Raw genomic sequence first — 14,796 nt, forward strand, 5'->3', positions numbered from 1 at the left:
CGCTGGCATGGACGCCGGTGAACGGATCGGACGCGGCCACCCTGCTGGCGGCGCTGCCTGGGCTCGCCTTCGGCCTGATGCTCGTGCTGTGCCGCGTCAGCGCCGCGGTGATGGTGCTGCCGGGCATCGGCGAGAGCGAGATCCCGATGGTTGTGCGCGCGGCCCTGGCGGTCGGGATCGCCGTGCTGATCTACCCGGGCGTGCGGACGCTGTTGCCGGCGCCGCAGCTTCCGGTGCCGCAGCTGGTCGCGCTGATTGCCGCCGAACTGGCGTGCGGGTTGCTGATCGGCTGGCTCGCGCGGCTGCTGGCGTTGTCGCTGCCGATCGCGGGCCAGATCATCTCGACCATGATCGGCCTGTCCAGCGTGCTGCAGCCGGACCCCGATCTCGGCTCGCAGACCAGTGCGCTCAGCCGGCTGCTGGCGATCGTGGCACCGGTGCTGGTGCTGTCCTCGGGCCTTTATGCGCTGCCCCTCGGGGCGCTGGCCGGAAGCTATCGCCTGCTGCCGCCGGGCATGCCCCTGCCCACCGGTGACATCGTGCAGAGCGTCGCGGTGGCGACCGAGAACAGCTTCGCGCTGGCGCTGCGGCTGGCCTCGCCGCTGGTGCTGGTCGGACTGCTCTGGCAGCTGATGCTCGGCGTTCTGGCCCGGCTGCTGCCGACCTTGCAGGTCTACCAGCTGTCCCTGCCGGGTCAGGTGCTTGGCGGCCTGCTGCTGTTCGGCCTGCTGCTTGGACCGATCCTGCACAACTGGATGCAGGCCCTGCAGACGGGTTTCGACACCCTGCCGGGCCGCTAGGGCATGATGCGATCGATCATGCTCCGCGTGTCGTGCGTTGGAACGGCGCTATCCGGCACTCGGCATCGCGAAGCGATCCCGAGCGGTCGGTTGCCGCTCTAGGGTCCTCTCGTGGCCGACCGCGAAGACAAGACCGAAGCCCCGTCCGCCAAGCGGCTCGCCAAGGCGCGCGAGGACGGGCAGGTCGCCATCTCGCGCGAAGTGCAGGCGCTGTCGGGGATCGGGGTCGCTGTACTGGCGATGATGATGACGCTGCCGGACCGGGCCGGTCGCTTCGTCATGCAGATGCGCGGCATGATGGCGAATGTCGCATTTGTCGACCTGTCCGGTAACGGCGCCGCGACGGTCTGGCGGGAGGCGCTGATGGCGAGCGCTGCGATGGCCGGGCCGGCGGTGCTGGCCGCAGCCGCCGGCGCCCTGGTGGTGACCGTGTTGCAGACCGGCCTGCTGCTGCGCCCGACGGCGATGATGCCGCAATTCAGCCGGGTCAGCCCGATGCGTGGGCTGCAGCGGATCTTCGGCGGCGAGACCGCGGTGGAGGCCGGCAAGGCGGTCGTGAAGCTGATCGCCTTCGCGATGGCGTTGCGTCACGTGCTGGCGGGACTGCTGCCGGTGCTGTGGCGATCATCCGACTGGGATGCGGGGACGCTCGCCGCGCGCGCGCTCCGGCTCAGCCTCGATGCCACGCTGATGCTGCTCGCCGTGCAGGGCGCAATCGCGGTGCTCGATGTCATGTGGGTGCGGTACCGGCACACCAGCAAGCTGCGCATGAGCAAGCAGGAGCTGCGTGACGAGTTCCGGGAGAGCGAGGGCGACCAGCTGGTCAAGGGACGCATCAAGCAGATGCGGCGGCAGCGGGCCAGCAGGCGCATGATGGACCAGGTGCCGAAGGCGACGGTGGTGGTGACCAACCCGACGCACTACGCGGTCGCGCTGGTCTACGAGACCGGCGGCAAGTCTGCGCCGAAGCTGGTGGCGAAGGGGGCGGGCGAGATCGCGGCGCGCATTCGTGAGCTGGCGATGGACAACAAGGTGCCGCTGGTGTCGAACCCGCCGCTGGCACGTGCGCTGTATGCGCTCCCGCTCGATGCCGAGATCCCGCGCGAGCACTTCCAGGCGGTGGCGGGCATCATTGCCTACGTGTGGCGCCTGCGACGGCCACCGCCGGGACCGCCTGCAGTCCGCTAGCCCGCATGGCGGGTTCGATGAGCCGAAGAACGAGGCACGGGGTCAGCCACGGAATGAGCCACAAAATCACTTGCCTGATCATGGTTTGTTCTAGTAGAACAAACGAGAACAAAAGCCTGATGATTGGTTAATATCCACATACCGAAAACTTGTTGGCCGGACGCTACCCGGTGCCGGAAGTCCCTTTGGTGCCGAAAGCCCGCCGGGCCAGTCTGGCTGGATCGGCGGCAGGCCCGTTAACCTTCGATTATGAGTTGAGCGATAGCGTGCCGAGTCGTGGCGTTGCGGCGACGTGTCGGCCTGTGAGACCTTCCTGGACATCATTCGGCCCTACGGCATCCGGGCCCTGAGGAAACAAGCATGGACAAGTCGAAGGCGCTCGAGGGAGCGCTCAGCCAGATCGAACGGGCCTTCGGGAAGGGCTCCGTGATGCGTCTCGGGCAACGCGGAAGCGAGATCGCCGACGTCATTTCCAGCGGCTCCCTCGGTCTGGATATCGCGCTCGGCATCGGCGGCCTGCCGCGTGGACGGATCGTCGAGATCTACGGTCCGGAAAGCTCCGGCAAGACCACCATGGCGCTGCATGCGATCGCCGAGGCGCAGAAGCGTGGCGGCACCTGCGCGTTCATCGATGCCGAGCACGCCCTTGATCCCGGCTATGCTCGCAAGCTCGGGGTCGATGTCGACAATTTGCTGATCAGCCAGCCGGATGCCGGCGAGCAGGCGCTCGAGATCGCCGACACGCTGGTGCGTTCCGGCGCCATCGACGTGCTGGTGATCGACAGCGTGGCGGCGCTGGTGCCACGCGCCGAACTCGAGGGCGACATGGGTGACAGCCATGTCGGACTGCATGCCCGCCTGATGAGCCAGGCGCTGCGCAAGCTCACCGGCACGGTCTCGCGCTCCAACACGATGATGATCTTCCTTAACCAGATCCGGCTGAAGATCGGCGTCATGTTCGGCAGCCCGGAGACCACCACCGGCGGCAACGCGCTGAAGTTCTATGCCTCGATCCGGCTCGACATCCGCCGCATCGGCCAGATCAAGGAGCGTGACGAGGTCGTCGGCAACCAGACGCGCATCAAGGTGGTGAAGAACAAGATGGCGCCGCCGTTCCGGCAGGTCGAGTTCGACATCATGTATGGCGAAGGCGTCAGCAAGATGGGCGAGCTGATCGATCTTGGCGTCAAGGCCAACATCGTCGAGAAGTCGGGTGCCTGGTTCAGCTACGACAGCCAGCGGATCGGGCAGGGACGCGAGAACTCCAAGCAGTTCCTGCGCGAGCATCCCGAAATGGCCGAGGCGATCGAACGCAAGGTCCGCGAGCAGGCCGGCGTGGTCGCCAATGCCATGCTGGTGGCGCCCGACGAGCAGGACGCCGCCGACGCGGCTGACTGAACATGCGCGGCCTGATCGGAGTCTCCCGTTTCAGGCCCGGATCCCGCGCCTGAAATCAACGCCCAGGATGTCGGCGTCTAACCCGGCCGGGGCCGATCTCTGGCGCGGCGGCCGGCGCGCGAACTGCAGCCGGATCGCCAGCAGCGACGCGATCTCCCCCGGCGTCCGGTTGCCTGCCGGTGCCGGTCCAGCCTGACGCTCCGCCGACATCAGGGCGGCGACCAGGGCGGGGCCGGTGCTAAGGAAGCGTTGCATGGGCGTGATCCTTCGGCTGCGCCCCTATCAGCCTATGCGCGATTGATAATCGTTCGCAAGTGGCCAGGCTTGCCGCTCTGGGTCCGGGATGCGAAGGAGGGCGTCGAACTGATCCGGGCAGCGCTCCGGATCGCCACCCGACAGGATGCAGAGCATGGCCAAGATCAAGGTGAAGGAACCGGTCGTCGAACTCGACGGCGACGAGATGACCCGGATCATCTGGAGCTTCATCAAGCAGAAGCTGATCCTGCCGTATCTCGATATCGACCTGAAATACTATGACCTCGGCATCGAGCATCGCGATGCTACCGACGACCAGGTGACGGTCGACAGCGCCAATGCGATCAGGACCTACGGCGTCGGCGTGAAGTGCGCGACCATCACGCCGGACGAGGCGCGGGTCACCGAGTTCAAGCTCAAGAAGATGTGGCGATCGCCGAACGGCACCATCCGCAACATCCTCGACGGCACCATCTTCCGCGAGCCGATCATCTGTTCGAACGTGCCGCGCCTGGTGCCGCACTGGACGCAGCCGATCGTCATCGGCCGCCATGCGTATGGCGACATCTACCGTGCTGCCGAGACCAAGATCCCCGGTCCGGGCCGGGTCACGCTGACCTACACGCCTGCCGACGGCAGCGCGCCGCTCGAGATGGAAGTGCACGACTTCAAGGGGCCGGGCGTGGCGCTCGGCATCCACAACACCAAGCACTCTATCACCGGCTTCGCCCGCGCCAGCCTCACCTACGGCCGCGACCGCAAGCTGCCGGTGTATCTGTCGACCAAGAACACCATCCTGAAGGCCTATGACGGCATGTTCAAGGACGTGTTCCAGGAGATCTACGAGACGGAGTTCAAGGCCGATTTCGATGCGCTCGGCCTGACCTACGAGCACCGGCTGATCGACGACATGGTGGCCGCCGCGCTGAAATGGTCCGGCGGCTATGTCTGGGCCTGCAAGAACTACGACGGCGACGTGGAAAGCGACATCGTGGCACAGGGCTTCGGCAGCCTGGGCCTGATGACCTCGGTGCTGCTGGCGCCCGATGGCAACACGGTAGAGTCCGAAGCGGCGCACGGCACCGTGACCCGGCACTATCGCGAGTATCAGAAGGGAAGGCCGACCAGCACCAATCCGATCGCCTCGATCTTTGCCTGGACCCGCGGCCTTGCCTATCGCGGCCGCTTCGACAACACGCCGGACGTCACCAACTTCGCCGAGACGCTTGAGCGCGTCTGCGTGGAGACCGTCGAGCAGGGCTTCATGACCAAGGACCTCGCGCTGCTGGTCGGACCCGAGGCGAAGTGGCTCAACACCGAGGACTTCCTCGCCAAGATCGACGAGAACATGCAGGCGAGTTCGAAGCGCAGCTGACCTGCGGCGCGATCATCGGCCCGGCTAGTGATGGTCGGGCCGACTTTCCGCGGTGACGCCGTCGGCCGTCTCGCTCTTCTCGCGCTCCTCGTCCTGGATCTGGCGCAGCGCCTCGGCCCAGTATGCCTCGTTGCGCCCGTGCGGGCGGCCGTCCCGCTCCCACAGCACGTAGGCCCTGACCCTGACCCGCTCGTCGTTTCGGTTGGGTTCGTCATTCATCGCTCGTGATGTCCTGCCCCGGATGACCGTGAAACGACCCGGGCCACCTCTCGTTGCGCTAACAATCCTGTTTTCATTCAGGCGCTTCCTGGCGGTAGGGTGAGTATTCCGCCAGGGCCTCCATCTCCTGCAGCCGGGCCTCGCGCTCCTCGTCGACGAACGACGCGACGGCTCGCCGCAGGCCCGGGTGCGCGATCCAGTGCGCCGAGTAGGTCGGCTTCGGCAGGTAGCCGCGCTGGATCTTGTGCTCACCCTGGGCGCCGGCTTCAACCCGGGCGAGGCCGTGTTCGATCGCGAAGTCGATCGCCCGGTAGTAGCAGAGCTCGAAATGCAGGAACGGCCAGTCGCCGAGGCAGCCCCAGTTGCGGCCATACAGTGCGTCGCGTCCGAGCAGGTTGAGTGCGCCGGCAACCGGCTGACCCTCATGTTCTGCCAGCATCAGCACCACCCGGTCGCCGAGCCGCTCGGACAGCAAAGGGAAGAAGCGCTCGGTCAGGTAGGCGCTGCCCCACTTGCGATCCACCGTCGAGGTGTAGAAGCGGTAGAACGCCTTCCAGTGCGCCTTGGTGATCTCGCTGCCGCGCAGGGTGCGGAACACCAGCCCGCAGGAATTGGCGTCGCGCCGCTCGCGCCGCACTACCTTGCGCTTGCGCGAATTGAAGCCGGCCAGGAAGTCGTCGAAGCTGGCGTAGCCGGCATTCTCCCAGTGGAACTGGGTGCCCAGGCGTTGCAGCCAGCCTGCCTCGCCGAGGCTCTCGTATTCTTCCGGCCGGCAGAAGGTCACGTGGACGGACGAGAGCGACAGCTCGGTGCAGGCCTGGCTGAGCGCCTCCGCCATCGCCTGCATGATGGCGCCCTGTCGGTCGGCCGGCACCGTGGGGCTGATCAGCAGTCGCGGTCCCGGCACCGGGCTGAACGGCGAGGCCACCTGCAGCTTCGGGTAGTACTGGCCGCCGGCGCGCTCGAAGGCCGCCGCCCAGCCATGGTCGAAGACGTATTCGCCGTAGCTGTGCGACTTTGCGTACATCGGCGCGACGGCGAGGATCTCCGCACCCTGGCTCAGCACCGCATGTCGCGGCAGCCATCCGGTGCGCGAGCCGGCCGAGCCGCTATCCTCGACGGCGGACAGGAAGGCATGGCTGACGAACGGGTTGTCGGTCCCGGCGCATCGGTCCCACTTCTCGGGCTCGATGCTCTTGATGGCCGGATGCAGGCTGAGCGAGAGGCTTTGGTCAGGCATGGAGCCGATATGGAGCGCCTTCAGCCGATTTCGAACAGGCCTTCGACTTCCACCGGTGCGTCCAGCGGCAGCGAGGCGACGCCGATGGTCGATCTTGCATGGCGGCCGGCATCCCCGAACACCGCCACCGCCAGGTCGGAAGCGCCGTTCATCACCGCGGCGTGCTGGGTGAAGTCAGGCGTGCAGGCAATGAAGCCGCCCAGCCGTACCACGCGCACCACCCGCTCGAGCGAACCCGTCGCCGCCTGCAGCTGCGCCAGGACATTGACCATGCAGGCACGCGCGCACGCGACACCCTGCTCGAGATCGACCTCGCCGCCGAGCTTGCCGCGCAGGCTGAGCGTGCCGTCGACCAGCGGCAGCTGGCCGGAGATGACCAGCAGATTGCCGGTGATGACCGCGGCCACGTAGTTGGCGACAGGAGCGGCGGCTTGCGGCAGGACGATGCCGAGGTTCGCGAGCCGGTTCGTGACGTTGCCAGTGCTCATGCGCGCTCCTTCAACCACCGAGGCCACATTCGCTACCGGATCAACCGACCAGCCGCAATCCGTGCCGCCGGCGCGGTCCCGAGGGCCGATGGGTCTCACGCGGCAGATCGAGCGGCAGCAACGCGTCGTCCGGCTCCTCCGCCGGCACCGCGTTCTGCGGCTGGTCCGGCAGGCTGCGGCCGAGATAGGCGTGCGCCAGGGTGCGGAACACGTAGTCCAGCGTGGAGGTTGCGCTGCCCACCGCCTCGTCGCCCTCGACTGCACCGCCCGGGCCGAGGCGGGCATAGGCGAAGGTCTCGACGTACGACTCGAGTGGAACCCCGTGTTGCAGGCCAAGGCTGACCGCCTGGCTGACCGCTTCGAGCAGGCCGCGCTGCACCGGGCTGCCGCGCGCCGGGGCGATCGAGAGCTCACCGAGCCGGCCGTCCTCGTATTCCCCGGTCCGCAGGTAGATCGCGTGTCCGCCCACCGTGGCCTTCTGCGTGAATCCGCTGCGACGCGCCGGCAGTTCGCGACGACCGCCGCCGGCAGCCGCGCGCATCGGCGCCTGCACCTCCGTCGGCGCCTCCGGGGCCCGGTCCAGGAAAGGCGTGATGGCGCGATGCATCGTCTCCGTAGCCGCCGGCCCGGCGATGGCCACCACCGGGTTGCCGGCGAGGCTGGCGGCAAGGGCGGCTTCCGGGCTCATGCCGCGTGCCGCCAGTCGAGCCAGAGTGCTCGCGGCGAGCCTGCCATCCGGCCGCAGCGGCGAGAACAGCGGCGCAGCGCCGCAGGCCTCGACCCCGAGCAGCGCATCGGTCCAGCTGGCCAGCGCATGGCCCGGTGCGGTCAGGCCGGTCTCGATCGGTCCGGTCTCCGGAAGCAGCTCGTGCGTCGGGCTGCGACCGGACCGGCGGCCGCGCAGGGCAGCCTCCTGCCAGCGTGCAAGGGCGAACCTGGTCAGTCCCGGCACCGGGCTGGCCGGCGGTACGCTGCCGGCCGACGCACCGGGACGCGACGGCACGCTGTGCGGATGCATCGCGGTGGTGGCGAGCGCGCACAGGCAGGCGGCGACGGCGCGCGCCGGGTCGCTGTCATAGTCGAGGCCTAGCGCCGCGAGGCAGGCATCGAGGTTGCTCAGCAGCAGCGAGCATGGCGTCTGTCCGGACGGCTGCAGCAGGTGCATCGCCTCTGCCAGCGTCTCGCAGGCCTGCACGAAATCGTCGATCTCCAGCCCGCCTTCCGGCTGTGCGAACGCCGCCAGGTTGAGCACGAAGCCGGGCGCCGATCCGCGCAGACCGTGCCACACCGCCGGCAGCGGGGCCGCGGCGCGGCGGAGCAGCAGGTCCAGCAGGCGCGTGGCGAGGCCGTGCGACGCCTGCGGATGATCGGCCAGCGGTCCGACCCACAGCATCGATGCGTCGGCGAGCGAAGCCCGTCCGGTCCCGGGCGCCATCGCGGCAAAGGCGGCGCCGGCGTCCTGGTCCCAGTCGGCCGGCACCGTCACCATCCGCGGCGGCTCGTCCGGGTCGGGGCTGGCGGCCAGGGTTCGCATCCGCACCCCGTTCCAGAACGAGGCGGCCCGGTTCTTCGTCAGCATCTGCTTGCGACGCATCCGGGGCAGGGCTCGGCGGGTTGGCTGGCTGTTCATGCCGGGATGCTAGCGAACCCGGACGTGGCACCCAAGCTGTATGTTGGGCCTGCAATCTATACATGCCACAGGATGTTGGGGATATGGGGGATAACTCGGCCGCCGCGGCCAGGGTCCGGCAGAGGCCGCCGCCTGGCCTCGCCCGGGCGCGGATGGACCGGTCTGTACGGGGTGGCTATATTCACCAAATGACCACCATCGGCACGCGACTCTTCACGATGTTCAGGGGCCGGCTGATCGGCAAGGATGCGGACGGCCGCGCCTACTACGAGGATCGCCGCCCGCGCGTCGCGCACAAGCGGATCAAGCGCTGGGTGATCTACCGGCCCGGCGAGGACCCCTCCGCGGTGCCGGCGGAGTGGTGGAACTGGCTGCACAATGCCGATGAGAATCCGCTGCCGCCGACCGCGCGCAAGCCATGGCAGCTGCCCTTCCAGCCCAACCTGACCGGTGAACCCGGCGGCTACCGGCCACCCGGCAGCGACTACAATGGCGGCCGGCGTCCGACCTCGACCGGCGACTACGAAGCCTGGACACCGGATAGCTGAGATATGGCTGAGGTGATGACGGACGCCCCGGCGCGTCGACACGATCCGGTCGAACTGCTCGCCGGCCTCGTGGTCCTGGTGGTGCTGGTGGCCCTGATCACCGCGGCGGTGGTCGGCAACGGCCGCCGGTCGCAGACCGGCTACCAGCTGGTGGCGCAATTTGATCATGTCGACGGCCTCGATGTCGGCTCCGACGTGCGGATGGCCGGCGTCAACGTCGGACAGGTGGTGGCCGAGACTGTCGACCCGAAGACCTACCAGGCGATCGTCACCCTGACGGTGCGACCGGACATCAAGCTGCCGCCGGACAGCTCGATCGTGGTGACGTCCGACAGCCTGCTGGGCGGCAAGTATCTGGCGCTGGCGCCGGGCGGTGCCGACGGTTTCCTCGCGCCGGGCGGACGGATCACCCAGACACAGGGCTCGATCAGCCTGGAGCAGCTGCTCAGCAAGTTCATCTTCACCGTCACCGACACGATGACCAAGCAGGCGGAGGCGAACAAGGCGGCCAGGCAACCCGCTGCCGGTGGCCAGGGCGCCAGCCCGTCCGACGAACTGCCGAGCCACTGACATGAGCGAGGCGTGGCCGCAGGCGGATGGCTCGCCGGTTTCCTGCCGGGAAAAGCTGCGCGTGCTCGAGGAGAATCATGCCGAGCTGCAGGGGGTGCTGCGGGACGCTTTCGAGGATGCGGTGCTGATGGGCGTCGATCCGGAGGCCATGCGGTCGATCCTGACGCGCATGGTGGCTTCCCTCCAGCCTCCGATGCGAGCCTCGTGAGGAGGCTCCGTCTGGCCCCGGCATTCGCTGCCGGTTTCGTCCTGGCCGCGCCGGCGCATGCCGCGGAGCTGGTGACGCCGCCCACGATGTATCCGCCAGACACCTGGCAGGGCAAGGCGCAGGCGGTGGTGCGCGTCCTCGACAAGCTCGACGCGCATACCGAGACGCTGACCATCGAGGCCGGCAAGTCGGGCACCTACAAGAGCCTGACGATCACCGCGCAGAACTGCCTGGTGCACCCGCCCGGCCTGTCGCCGGACGCGGCCGCATCGATCGGCGTGCAGGACCGCCATCCGGACACGAAGCCGTTCTCGGGCTGGATGTTCGCCGCCGAGCCTTATGTCGATATCTTCGAAAGCCCGGTCTACGGGGTCCGGCTGGTCGCCTGCTCGGGCGGCGACGTCGCCCCTGCGGCGCCGCCGCTGGTGGCAGCGGCGCCTCCTGCGCCGGCGGCGGGCACCGCCGGATCGGCTACCGACGCGGGCCAGCCGGGCCTGCCGACGATCCAGGCGGAGCCTGCGCCGCCGCCCGTCGGTGCGCCGGGGGGCGTCGACCAGACGCCGGATCCGGTCTATCCCACCGGGCAGCCCGATCCGTCCGCGCCGGCGGCACCGTCGGCGCCCCAGAACTGAACAGGCAGGCGAGCCGGCCCATGCAATGCAACGTCTCGATGACGGCCGTTCCCGGATGATCGCCAACCCGGAAGCCGCGGCCAGCCGGCCAAAGCTGCCGCCAATCGAGCGCGCTGCCTTCCTGCTCGATTTCGATGGCACCCTCGTCGATATCGCGCCGGCGCCGGAACTGGTGCGCGTGCAGGACGGGCTGTCCGACACGCTGCGTCGTCTTCGGGCCCTGTGCGGGGACGCGCTGGCCGTCGTCACCGGCCGGCCGATCGCGCAGATCGACGAGTTCCTGCCCGGCGTCCCGTACGCGGTGGCCGGCGAGCACGGCATCGCCATGCGGCGCAACCCGGATGCGGAGCTGGTGCGGGTACCGGTGCCGCCGGTCCCCGCGGCATGGCTCGAGGCGGCGGAAGCCCTGGTGGCCGCGCACCCGGGCGCCCGGGTCGAGCGCAAGGCGACCGGCTTCGTGCTGCACTATCGCGCAGCACCAGAGGCCGAGGGTGCGTTGCGCGAGGCGGCGGAGCGCATGGCCGAGGGCTCGGGTGGCGCATTCCACGTGCAGACCGCGAAGATGGCCTGGGAGATCCGGCCGCACGGCACCGACAAGGGCTCGGCGGTGCACGCCCTGATGCAGCAGAAGCCGTTCCTCGGGCGGTTGCCTGTGTTCATCGGCGACGACGTGACCGATGAGGACGGCATCCGGGCCGCGATCGCGCTTGGCGGCACCGGCTATCGCATCCCGGCCGATTTCGACGAGCCGGAGAGCGTGCGGCGCTGGCTGACCGCGCTCGCCGCCGGGGAGGAGCGGGCGTGGGCCGTCTAGTCGTCGTTTCCAACCGGGTGCCGTCGCCGCGCGAGCGTGGCAATCCGGCAGGTGGGCTCGCGGTCGGGCTGAAGGATGCGATCCAGGGACAGCCGACCCTGTGGTTCGGCTGGTCCGGACAGATCAGCGCCGGCAAGAACGGCGAGACGAAGCCGAAGACCAGCACGCAGGGCGGCGTCACGTACGCGACGATCGATCTCACCCCGCAGCAGCACAAGGGCTTCTACCAGGGCTTCTCGAACCGCATCCTTTGGCCGCTGTTCCACTACCGGATGGGGCTGGTGGAGTACAGCCGCGAGGATCTCGAGACCTACCTCGCGGTGAACGAGGTCTTCGCGAAGGCGCTGGCGCCGCTGCTGAAGCCGGACGACGTGATCTGGGTGCAGGACTACCACCTGATCCCGCTCGGCGAGGCCCTGCGCGCGATCGGGGTCCGGAATCGCATCGGCTTCTTCCTGCACACGCCGTTCCCGCCGGTAGCGCTGTTCGGCGCGCTGCCCGGGGCTGCCCACCTGATCCGCTCGCTGGCCAGCTACGAGCTGATCGGCCTGCAGACCGAGGAGGACCGGCTGCATGTCGACCAGGCACTCGCTGCCGAGAATGTCACCGCCGCCACCGGCGCGTTCCCGATCGGCATCGATCCGGACGAGTTCGCGGCGCAGGCCGAGAAGGCTGTCGGCGGCCCCGATCTGGAACGCCTGAAGGAGAGCATGCACGACCGCGCGCTTATCCTCGGCGTCGACCGGCTCGACTATTCGAAAGGCCTGCCGCAGCGCTTCCAGGGCTACGAGCGGCTGCTGAAGCGTTTCCCGGAGCATCGCGGCCGCGTCACGTTCCTGCAGGTCGCGCCGGTGTCGCGCGGCGATGTCGCCGAATACAAGGCGCTGCGCCGGCGCCTCGACGAGCAGGCCGGGCGGATCAACGGCGAGTGGGCCGAGTTCGACTGGATGCCGATCCGCTACATCACGCGTGCGATCCCCCGCCCGACGCTGGCGGGGTTCCATCGCTATGCACGGGTGGCGCTGGTGACGCCGCTGCGCGACGGCATGAACCTTGTCGCCAAGGAGTATGTCGCCGCCCAGGACGCCACCGACCCCGGCGTGCTGGTGCTGTCGCGCTTTGCCGGCGCCGCCCCGGAGCTGGGCGAGGCGGTGATGGTCAATCCGTACGACCCGGACGAGATCGCCGAGGGCCTGCATCAGGCGCTGTCGATGGAGCAGCCCGAGCGCATCGAGCGCTGGCGTGCGATGGATCGCGCGGTGCATCAGGTGACCGCGGGGACCTGGGCGCAGAGCTTCCTCGCGGCACTCGGAAAACAGCAGCCGCGTGCGAGCTGAACGACGCGCCGGCGCGGTGGCCGCGGCCGGCGGCTTCGCCGCGCTGGCAGCGGCCTGGATCGCCGAGCACCTGATGTCGATGGCGCCTTGCGCGCTCTGCCTGCTGGAGCGCTGGCCGTACCGTATCCTGGTCCTGCTCGGATTGGCCGCGTTGCTGGCGCCGGCGCGGGTGGCGCGGATCCTGGCGTGGCTGCTCGCCTTGCCGCTGCTGGCTGCGATCGCGCTCGCGCTTACCCATGTCGGCGTCGAGCAGGGTTGGTGGCCGGATCCGCTGCCGGCCTGCCAGGCACCGCATTTCAGCCGGCTCGGCGCGGGCGGCAGCATGGCGGAGCGGCTTGCCTCGATGCCGCTGCGGCCGGTCAAGCCGTGCGATGCGCCGAACCGCCTGATCGATTGGCTGCCGATCTCGATGGCGACGCTGGATCTGATGTTCGCCGCCACCATGTCCGTCATCGTCGCCGTCATCACGTGGCGGCCCCGGAGGTCAGCATGAGCCAGGTCCAGTATTCCCCACCCGTGACGCAGCCCGGCGAACCCGACCAGGCCACCCGGATCACCCGCATGATCCGGGTCGACCATGCCGGCGAGTATGGTGCTGAACGCATCTATGCCGGCCAGCTCGCGGTGCTCGGCCGCGGCGCCAAGGGCGACATCCTCCGCCACATGAAGGAGCAGGAGACCCACCACAAGCAGGTGTTCGAGGCGCTGGTGGCGCGGCGGCGGGTGCGTCCGACGGCGCTGCTGCCGATTTGGCACGTGGCCGGCTTCGCCCTGGGAGCGGTGACCGCGGCGATCGGCGAGCGGGCGGCAATGGCGTGCACCGTGGCCGTCGAGGAGGCGATCGACGAGCACTATGCGGCTCAGGCTGCCGTCCTCGGGCCGGAAGAAGGCGAACTGCGCGACACCATCGAGCAGTTCCGTGCCGAGGAGCTCGAGCATCGCGATATCGGTCTGGCCAACGAGGCCGAACTGGCACCGGCCTATCGCGCCATGTCCCGGGTGATCAAGCTCGGCTGCCGCGCGGCCATCGCGGTCAGCGAGATCCTGTAGCGCACGCCGCCGTCCGCGCATCCCGGCAGGCGGCCCATGCGGTGGCTGATGCGCTGCGTGGCACTGTTGCCGCTCCTGATGTGGGCCGGCAATGCACGCGCAGCAGCGATCGGTCCGGTCATCCTGGACACCGATATCGGCGACGACATCGACGATGCCTTCGCGCTGGCACTGGTGCTGCGATCTCCCGAGATCAGGCTGCAGGCGGTCACCACCAGCTATGGCGACACCGCGCTGCGGACGCGGCTGGTGCGGCGGCTGCTGCATTCCGCCAGCCGCGACGGCGTGGCGATCGGGACCGGCCCGTCGACCGCCGATCCTACGCGCTTCACCCAGGCGCAGTGGGCGGCGGCGGGTTCCGGCGCGCCCGCACCCGACGCGGTCGCGCTTCTGCTGGACCGGCTGCGCGCGGCCCCCGCCGGCACCATCACGCTGATCGCCATCGCGCCGCTCAGCACCATCGGCGCCGCCATTGCGCGCGATCCGGTCACGTTCAGGCGGGTGCGCCAGGTCGTGATGATGGGCGGATCGGTGCGCCGCGGCTACGGACGGGTGCCGGGCACCACCAGCGCCGGGCCGGGCGCCGAATACAACATCCGCGCCGATACGCGGGACATGCGGCGGCTTCTCGCGAGCGGCGCAAGCATCGTCCTGATGCCGCTGGACGCCACCGAGGTCGCGGTGCCGCTCGCCATGCGACAGGCGGTGTTCGCCAGGCCGGATCCGCTCGACCGGGCGCTCGGCGCGCTCTACGCCCAGTGGTCGGTGAACAATCCTTGGGGCCCGGTCCCGGTGGTGTTCGACGTGGTGCCGGTCGCCTGGCTGCTCGATGCGTCGGTCTGCCGTCCGGTGCCGCTCCGACTGGCCGTGCGCGACGATGGTGCGACGGTGGAGCAGCCCGGCGGCGCCAATGTGCGGGCCTGCCTCGATGTCGACCGCTCCAGATTACTTGGCCTGTTGCGCAGCCGGCTCCAGGATCCGTCCGCCTCGCGCTAGCTGTCGCTGCCATGGAGGTCGCCCCTCCGGAGTGGTTCGAGAGGCTGT

The 14,796-nt window shown here is 69.1% G+C and carries 18 protein-coding genes; 13 read left to right on the plus strand and 5 right to left on the minus strand.

The window, feature by feature from the left end:
- Nucleotides 1-17: 17 nt before the first annotated feature.
- The 3 genes from FE263_RS06800 to recA all read left to right on the plus strand — a co-directional run bounded on the left by FE263_RS06800 (nucleotide 18) and on the right by recA (nucleotide 3,386).
- Nucleotides 18-800, plus strand: coding sequence for a flagellar biosynthetic protein FliR (locus FE263_RS06800; RefSeq protein ID WP_240759126.1), 783 nt, complete (start codon nucleotides 18-20; stop codon nucleotides 798-800).
- 111 nt (nucleotides 801-911) lie between these two features.
- A complete protein-coding gene (locus FE263_RS06805; protein WP_138325214.1) occupies nucleotides 912-1,988 on the plus strand; it encodes an EscU/YscU/HrcU family type III secretion system export apparatus switch protein in 1,077 nt (358 codons plus the stop codon).
- A 360-nt stretch (nucleotides 1,989-2,348) separates the two neighbouring features.
- Nucleotides 2,349-3,386: a recombinase RecA gene (recA, locus tag FE263_RS06810; RefSeq protein ID WP_138325215.1), complete on the plus strand. Its 1,038-nt coding sequence runs from the start codon at nucleotides 2,349-2,351 to the stop codon at nucleotides 3,384-3,386.
- 30 nt (nucleotides 3,387-3,416) lie between these two features.
- On the opposite strand, the gene FE263_RS06815 is transcribed toward recA, so the two are convergent.
- Entirely contained in the window at nucleotides 3,417-3,641 is a 225-nt protein-coding gene (locus FE263_RS06815) for a hypothetical protein (protein WP_138325216.1), read from the minus strand.
- 154 nt (nucleotides 3,642-3,795) lie between these two features.
- Between FE263_RS06815 and FE263_RS06820 the strand changes: the two genes are divergently transcribed.
- Nucleotides 3,796-5,016, plus strand: coding sequence for an NADP-dependent isocitrate dehydrogenase (locus FE263_RS06820; RefSeq protein WP_138325217.1), 1,221 nt, complete (start codon nucleotides 3,796-3,798; stop codon nucleotides 5,014-5,016).
- 24 nt (nucleotides 5,017-5,040) lie between these two features.
- On the opposite strand, the gene FE263_RS06825 is transcribed toward FE263_RS06820, so the two are convergent.
- The 4 genes from FE263_RS06825 to FE263_RS06840 form a co-directional block, all read right to left on the minus strand.
- Entirely contained in the window at nucleotides 5,041-5,235 is a 195-nt protein-coding gene (locus FE263_RS06825) for a DUF2934 domain-containing protein (protein WP_138325218.1), read from the minus strand.
- A 73-nt stretch (nucleotides 5,236-5,308) separates the two neighbouring features.
- A complete protein-coding gene (locus tag FE263_RS06830; protein ID WP_138325219.1) occupies nucleotides 5,309-6,475 on the minus strand; it encodes a GNAT family N-acetyltransferase in 1,167 nt (388 codons plus the stop codon).
- 20 nt (nucleotides 6,476-6,495) lie between these two features.
- Nucleotides 6,496-6,963, minus strand: a complete 468-nt coding sequence (locus FE263_RS06835; protein WP_138325220.1) for a RidA family protein — start codon at nucleotides 6,961-6,963, stop codon at nucleotides 6,496-6,498.
- A 40-nt stretch (nucleotides 6,964-7,003) separates the two neighbouring features.
- On the minus strand, nucleotides 7,004-8,593 hold the full coding sequence (locus tag FE263_RS06840; protein ID WP_338086686.1) for a TSCPD domain-containing protein: 1,590 nt from the start codon (nucleotides 8,591-8,593) through the stop codon (nucleotides 7,004-7,006).
- A 188-nt stretch (nucleotides 8,594-8,781) separates the two neighbouring features.
- Between FE263_RS06840 and FE263_RS06845 the strand changes: the two genes are divergently transcribed.
- The 9 genes from FE263_RS06845 to FE263_RS06885 are packed head-to-tail and all read left to right on the plus strand — an operon-like array spanning nucleotide 8,782 to nucleotide 14,748.
- On the plus strand, nucleotides 8,782-9,141 hold the full coding sequence (locus tag FE263_RS06845; protein WP_138325221.1) for an NADH-ubiquinone oxidoreductase subunit NDUFA12 family protein: 360 nt from the start codon (nucleotides 8,782-8,784) through the stop codon (nucleotides 9,139-9,141).
- A 3-nt stretch (nucleotides 9,142-9,144) separates the two neighbouring features.
- Complete coding sequence (gene mlaD / locus FE263_RS06850; protein WP_138325222.1) at nucleotides 9,145-9,711, plus strand: outer membrane lipid asymmetry maintenance protein MlaD; 567 nt, start codon at nucleotides 9,145-9,147, stop codon at nucleotides 9,709-9,711.
- Nucleotide 9,712: 1 nt separating this feature from the next.
- Nucleotides 9,713-9,919, plus strand: coding sequence for a hypothetical protein (locus tag FE263_RS06855; RefSeq protein WP_138325223.1), 207 nt, complete (start codon nucleotides 9,713-9,715; stop codon nucleotides 9,917-9,919).
- Nucleotides 9,916-10,551: a DUF2155 domain-containing protein gene (locus tag FE263_RS06860; RefSeq protein ID WP_138325224.1), complete on the plus strand. Its 636-nt coding sequence runs from the start codon at nucleotides 9,916-9,918 to the stop codon at nucleotides 10,549-10,551. The genes FE263_RS06855 and FE263_RS06860 overlap by 4 nt, the downstream gene beginning before the upstream one ends.
- Nucleotides 10,552-10,606: 55 nt before the next feature.
- Nucleotides 10,607-11,365, plus strand: coding sequence for a trehalose-phosphatase (gene otsB / locus FE263_RS06865; RefSeq protein ID WP_138325680.1), 759 nt, complete (start codon nucleotides 10,607-10,609; stop codon nucleotides 11,363-11,365).
- Nucleotides 11,353-12,702 (plus strand): alpha,alpha-trehalose-phosphate synthase (UDP-forming), encoded by a 1,350-nt coding sequence (locus FE263_RS06870; protein ID WP_138325225.1) that lies wholly within the window; start codon nucleotides 11,353-11,355, stop codon nucleotides 12,700-12,702. Before otsB ends, FE263_RS06870 begins: the two co-directional genes overlap by 13 nt.
- Complete coding sequence (locus FE263_RS06875; protein WP_240759130.1) at nucleotides 12,692-13,195, plus strand: disulfide bond formation protein B; 504 nt, start codon at nucleotides 12,692-12,694, stop codon at nucleotides 13,193-13,195. The genes FE263_RS06870 and FE263_RS06875 overlap by 11 nt, the downstream gene beginning before the upstream one ends.
- Entirely contained in the window at nucleotides 13,192-13,752 is a 561-nt protein-coding gene (locus FE263_RS06880) for a demethoxyubiquinone hydroxylase family protein (RefSeq protein WP_138325226.1), read from the plus strand. Before FE263_RS06875 ends, FE263_RS06880 begins: the two co-directional genes overlap by 4 nt.
- A gap of 36 nt (nucleotides 13,753-13,788) precedes the next feature.
- Nucleotides 13,789-14,748, plus strand: coding sequence for a nucleoside hydrolase (locus tag FE263_RS06885; RefSeq protein ID WP_138325227.1), 960 nt, complete (start codon nucleotides 13,789-13,791; stop codon nucleotides 14,746-14,748).
- Nucleotides 14,749-14,796 lie beyond the last annotated feature (48 nt).

The sequence above is a fragment of the Lichenicoccus roseus genome, from assembly GCF_005844085.1.
In the GTDB taxonomy this organism is placed as follows: Bacteria; Pseudomonadota; Alphaproteobacteria; order Acetobacterales; family Acetobacteraceae; genus Lichenicoccus; species Lichenicoccus roseus.

Coding starts and splice junctions, on each gene's coding strand:
- recA (WP_138325215.1), top strand. CDS start 2,349: ATGGACAAGTCGAAGGCGCTCGAGGGAGCGCTCAGCCAGATCGAACGG.
- FE263_RS06815 (WP_138325216.1), bottom strand. CDS start 3,641: ATGCAACGCTTCCTTAGCACCGGCCCCGCCCTGGTCGCCGCCCTGATG.
- FE263_RS06820 (WP_138325217.1), top strand. CDS start 3,796: ATGGCCAAGATCAAGGTGAAGGAACCGGTCGTCGAACTCGACGGCGAC.
- FE263_RS06825 (WP_138325218.1), bottom strand. CDS start 5,235: ATGAATGACGAACCCAACCGAAACGACGAGCGGGTCAGGGTCAGGGCC.
- FE263_RS06830 (WP_138325219.1), bottom strand. CDS start 6,475: ATGCCTGACCAAAGCCTCTCGCTCAGCCTGCATCCGGCCATCAAGAGC.
- FE263_RS06835 (WP_138325220.1), bottom strand. CDS start 6,963: ATGAGCACTGGCAACGTCACGAACCGGCTCGCGAACCTCGGCATCGTC.
- FE263_RS06840 (WP_338086686.1), bottom strand. CDS start 8,593: ATGAACAGCCAGCCAACCCGCCGAGCCCTGCCCCGGATGCGTCGCAAG.
- FE263_RS06845 (WP_138325221.1), top strand. CDS start 8,782: ATGACCACCATCGGCACGCGACTCTTCACGATGTTCAGGGGCCGGCTG.
- mlaD (WP_138325222.1), top strand. CDS start 9,145: ATGGCTGAGGTGATGACGGACGCCCCGGCGCGTCGACACGATCCGGTC.
- FE263_RS06855 (WP_138325223.1), top strand. CDS start 9,713: ATGAGCGAGGCGTGGCCGCAGGCGGATGGCTCGCCGGTTTCCTGCCGG.
- otsB (WP_138325680.1), top strand. CDS start 10,607: ATGATCGCCAACCCGGAAGCCGCGGCCAGCCGGCCAAAGCTGCCGCCA.
- FE263_RS06880 (WP_138325226.1), top strand. CDS start 13,192: ATGAGCCAGGTCCAGTATTCCCCACCCGTGACGCAGCCCGGCGAACCC.
- FE263_RS06885 (WP_138325227.1), top strand. CDS start 13,789: ATGCGGTGGCTGATGCGCTGCGTGGCACTGTTGCCGCTCCTGATGTGG.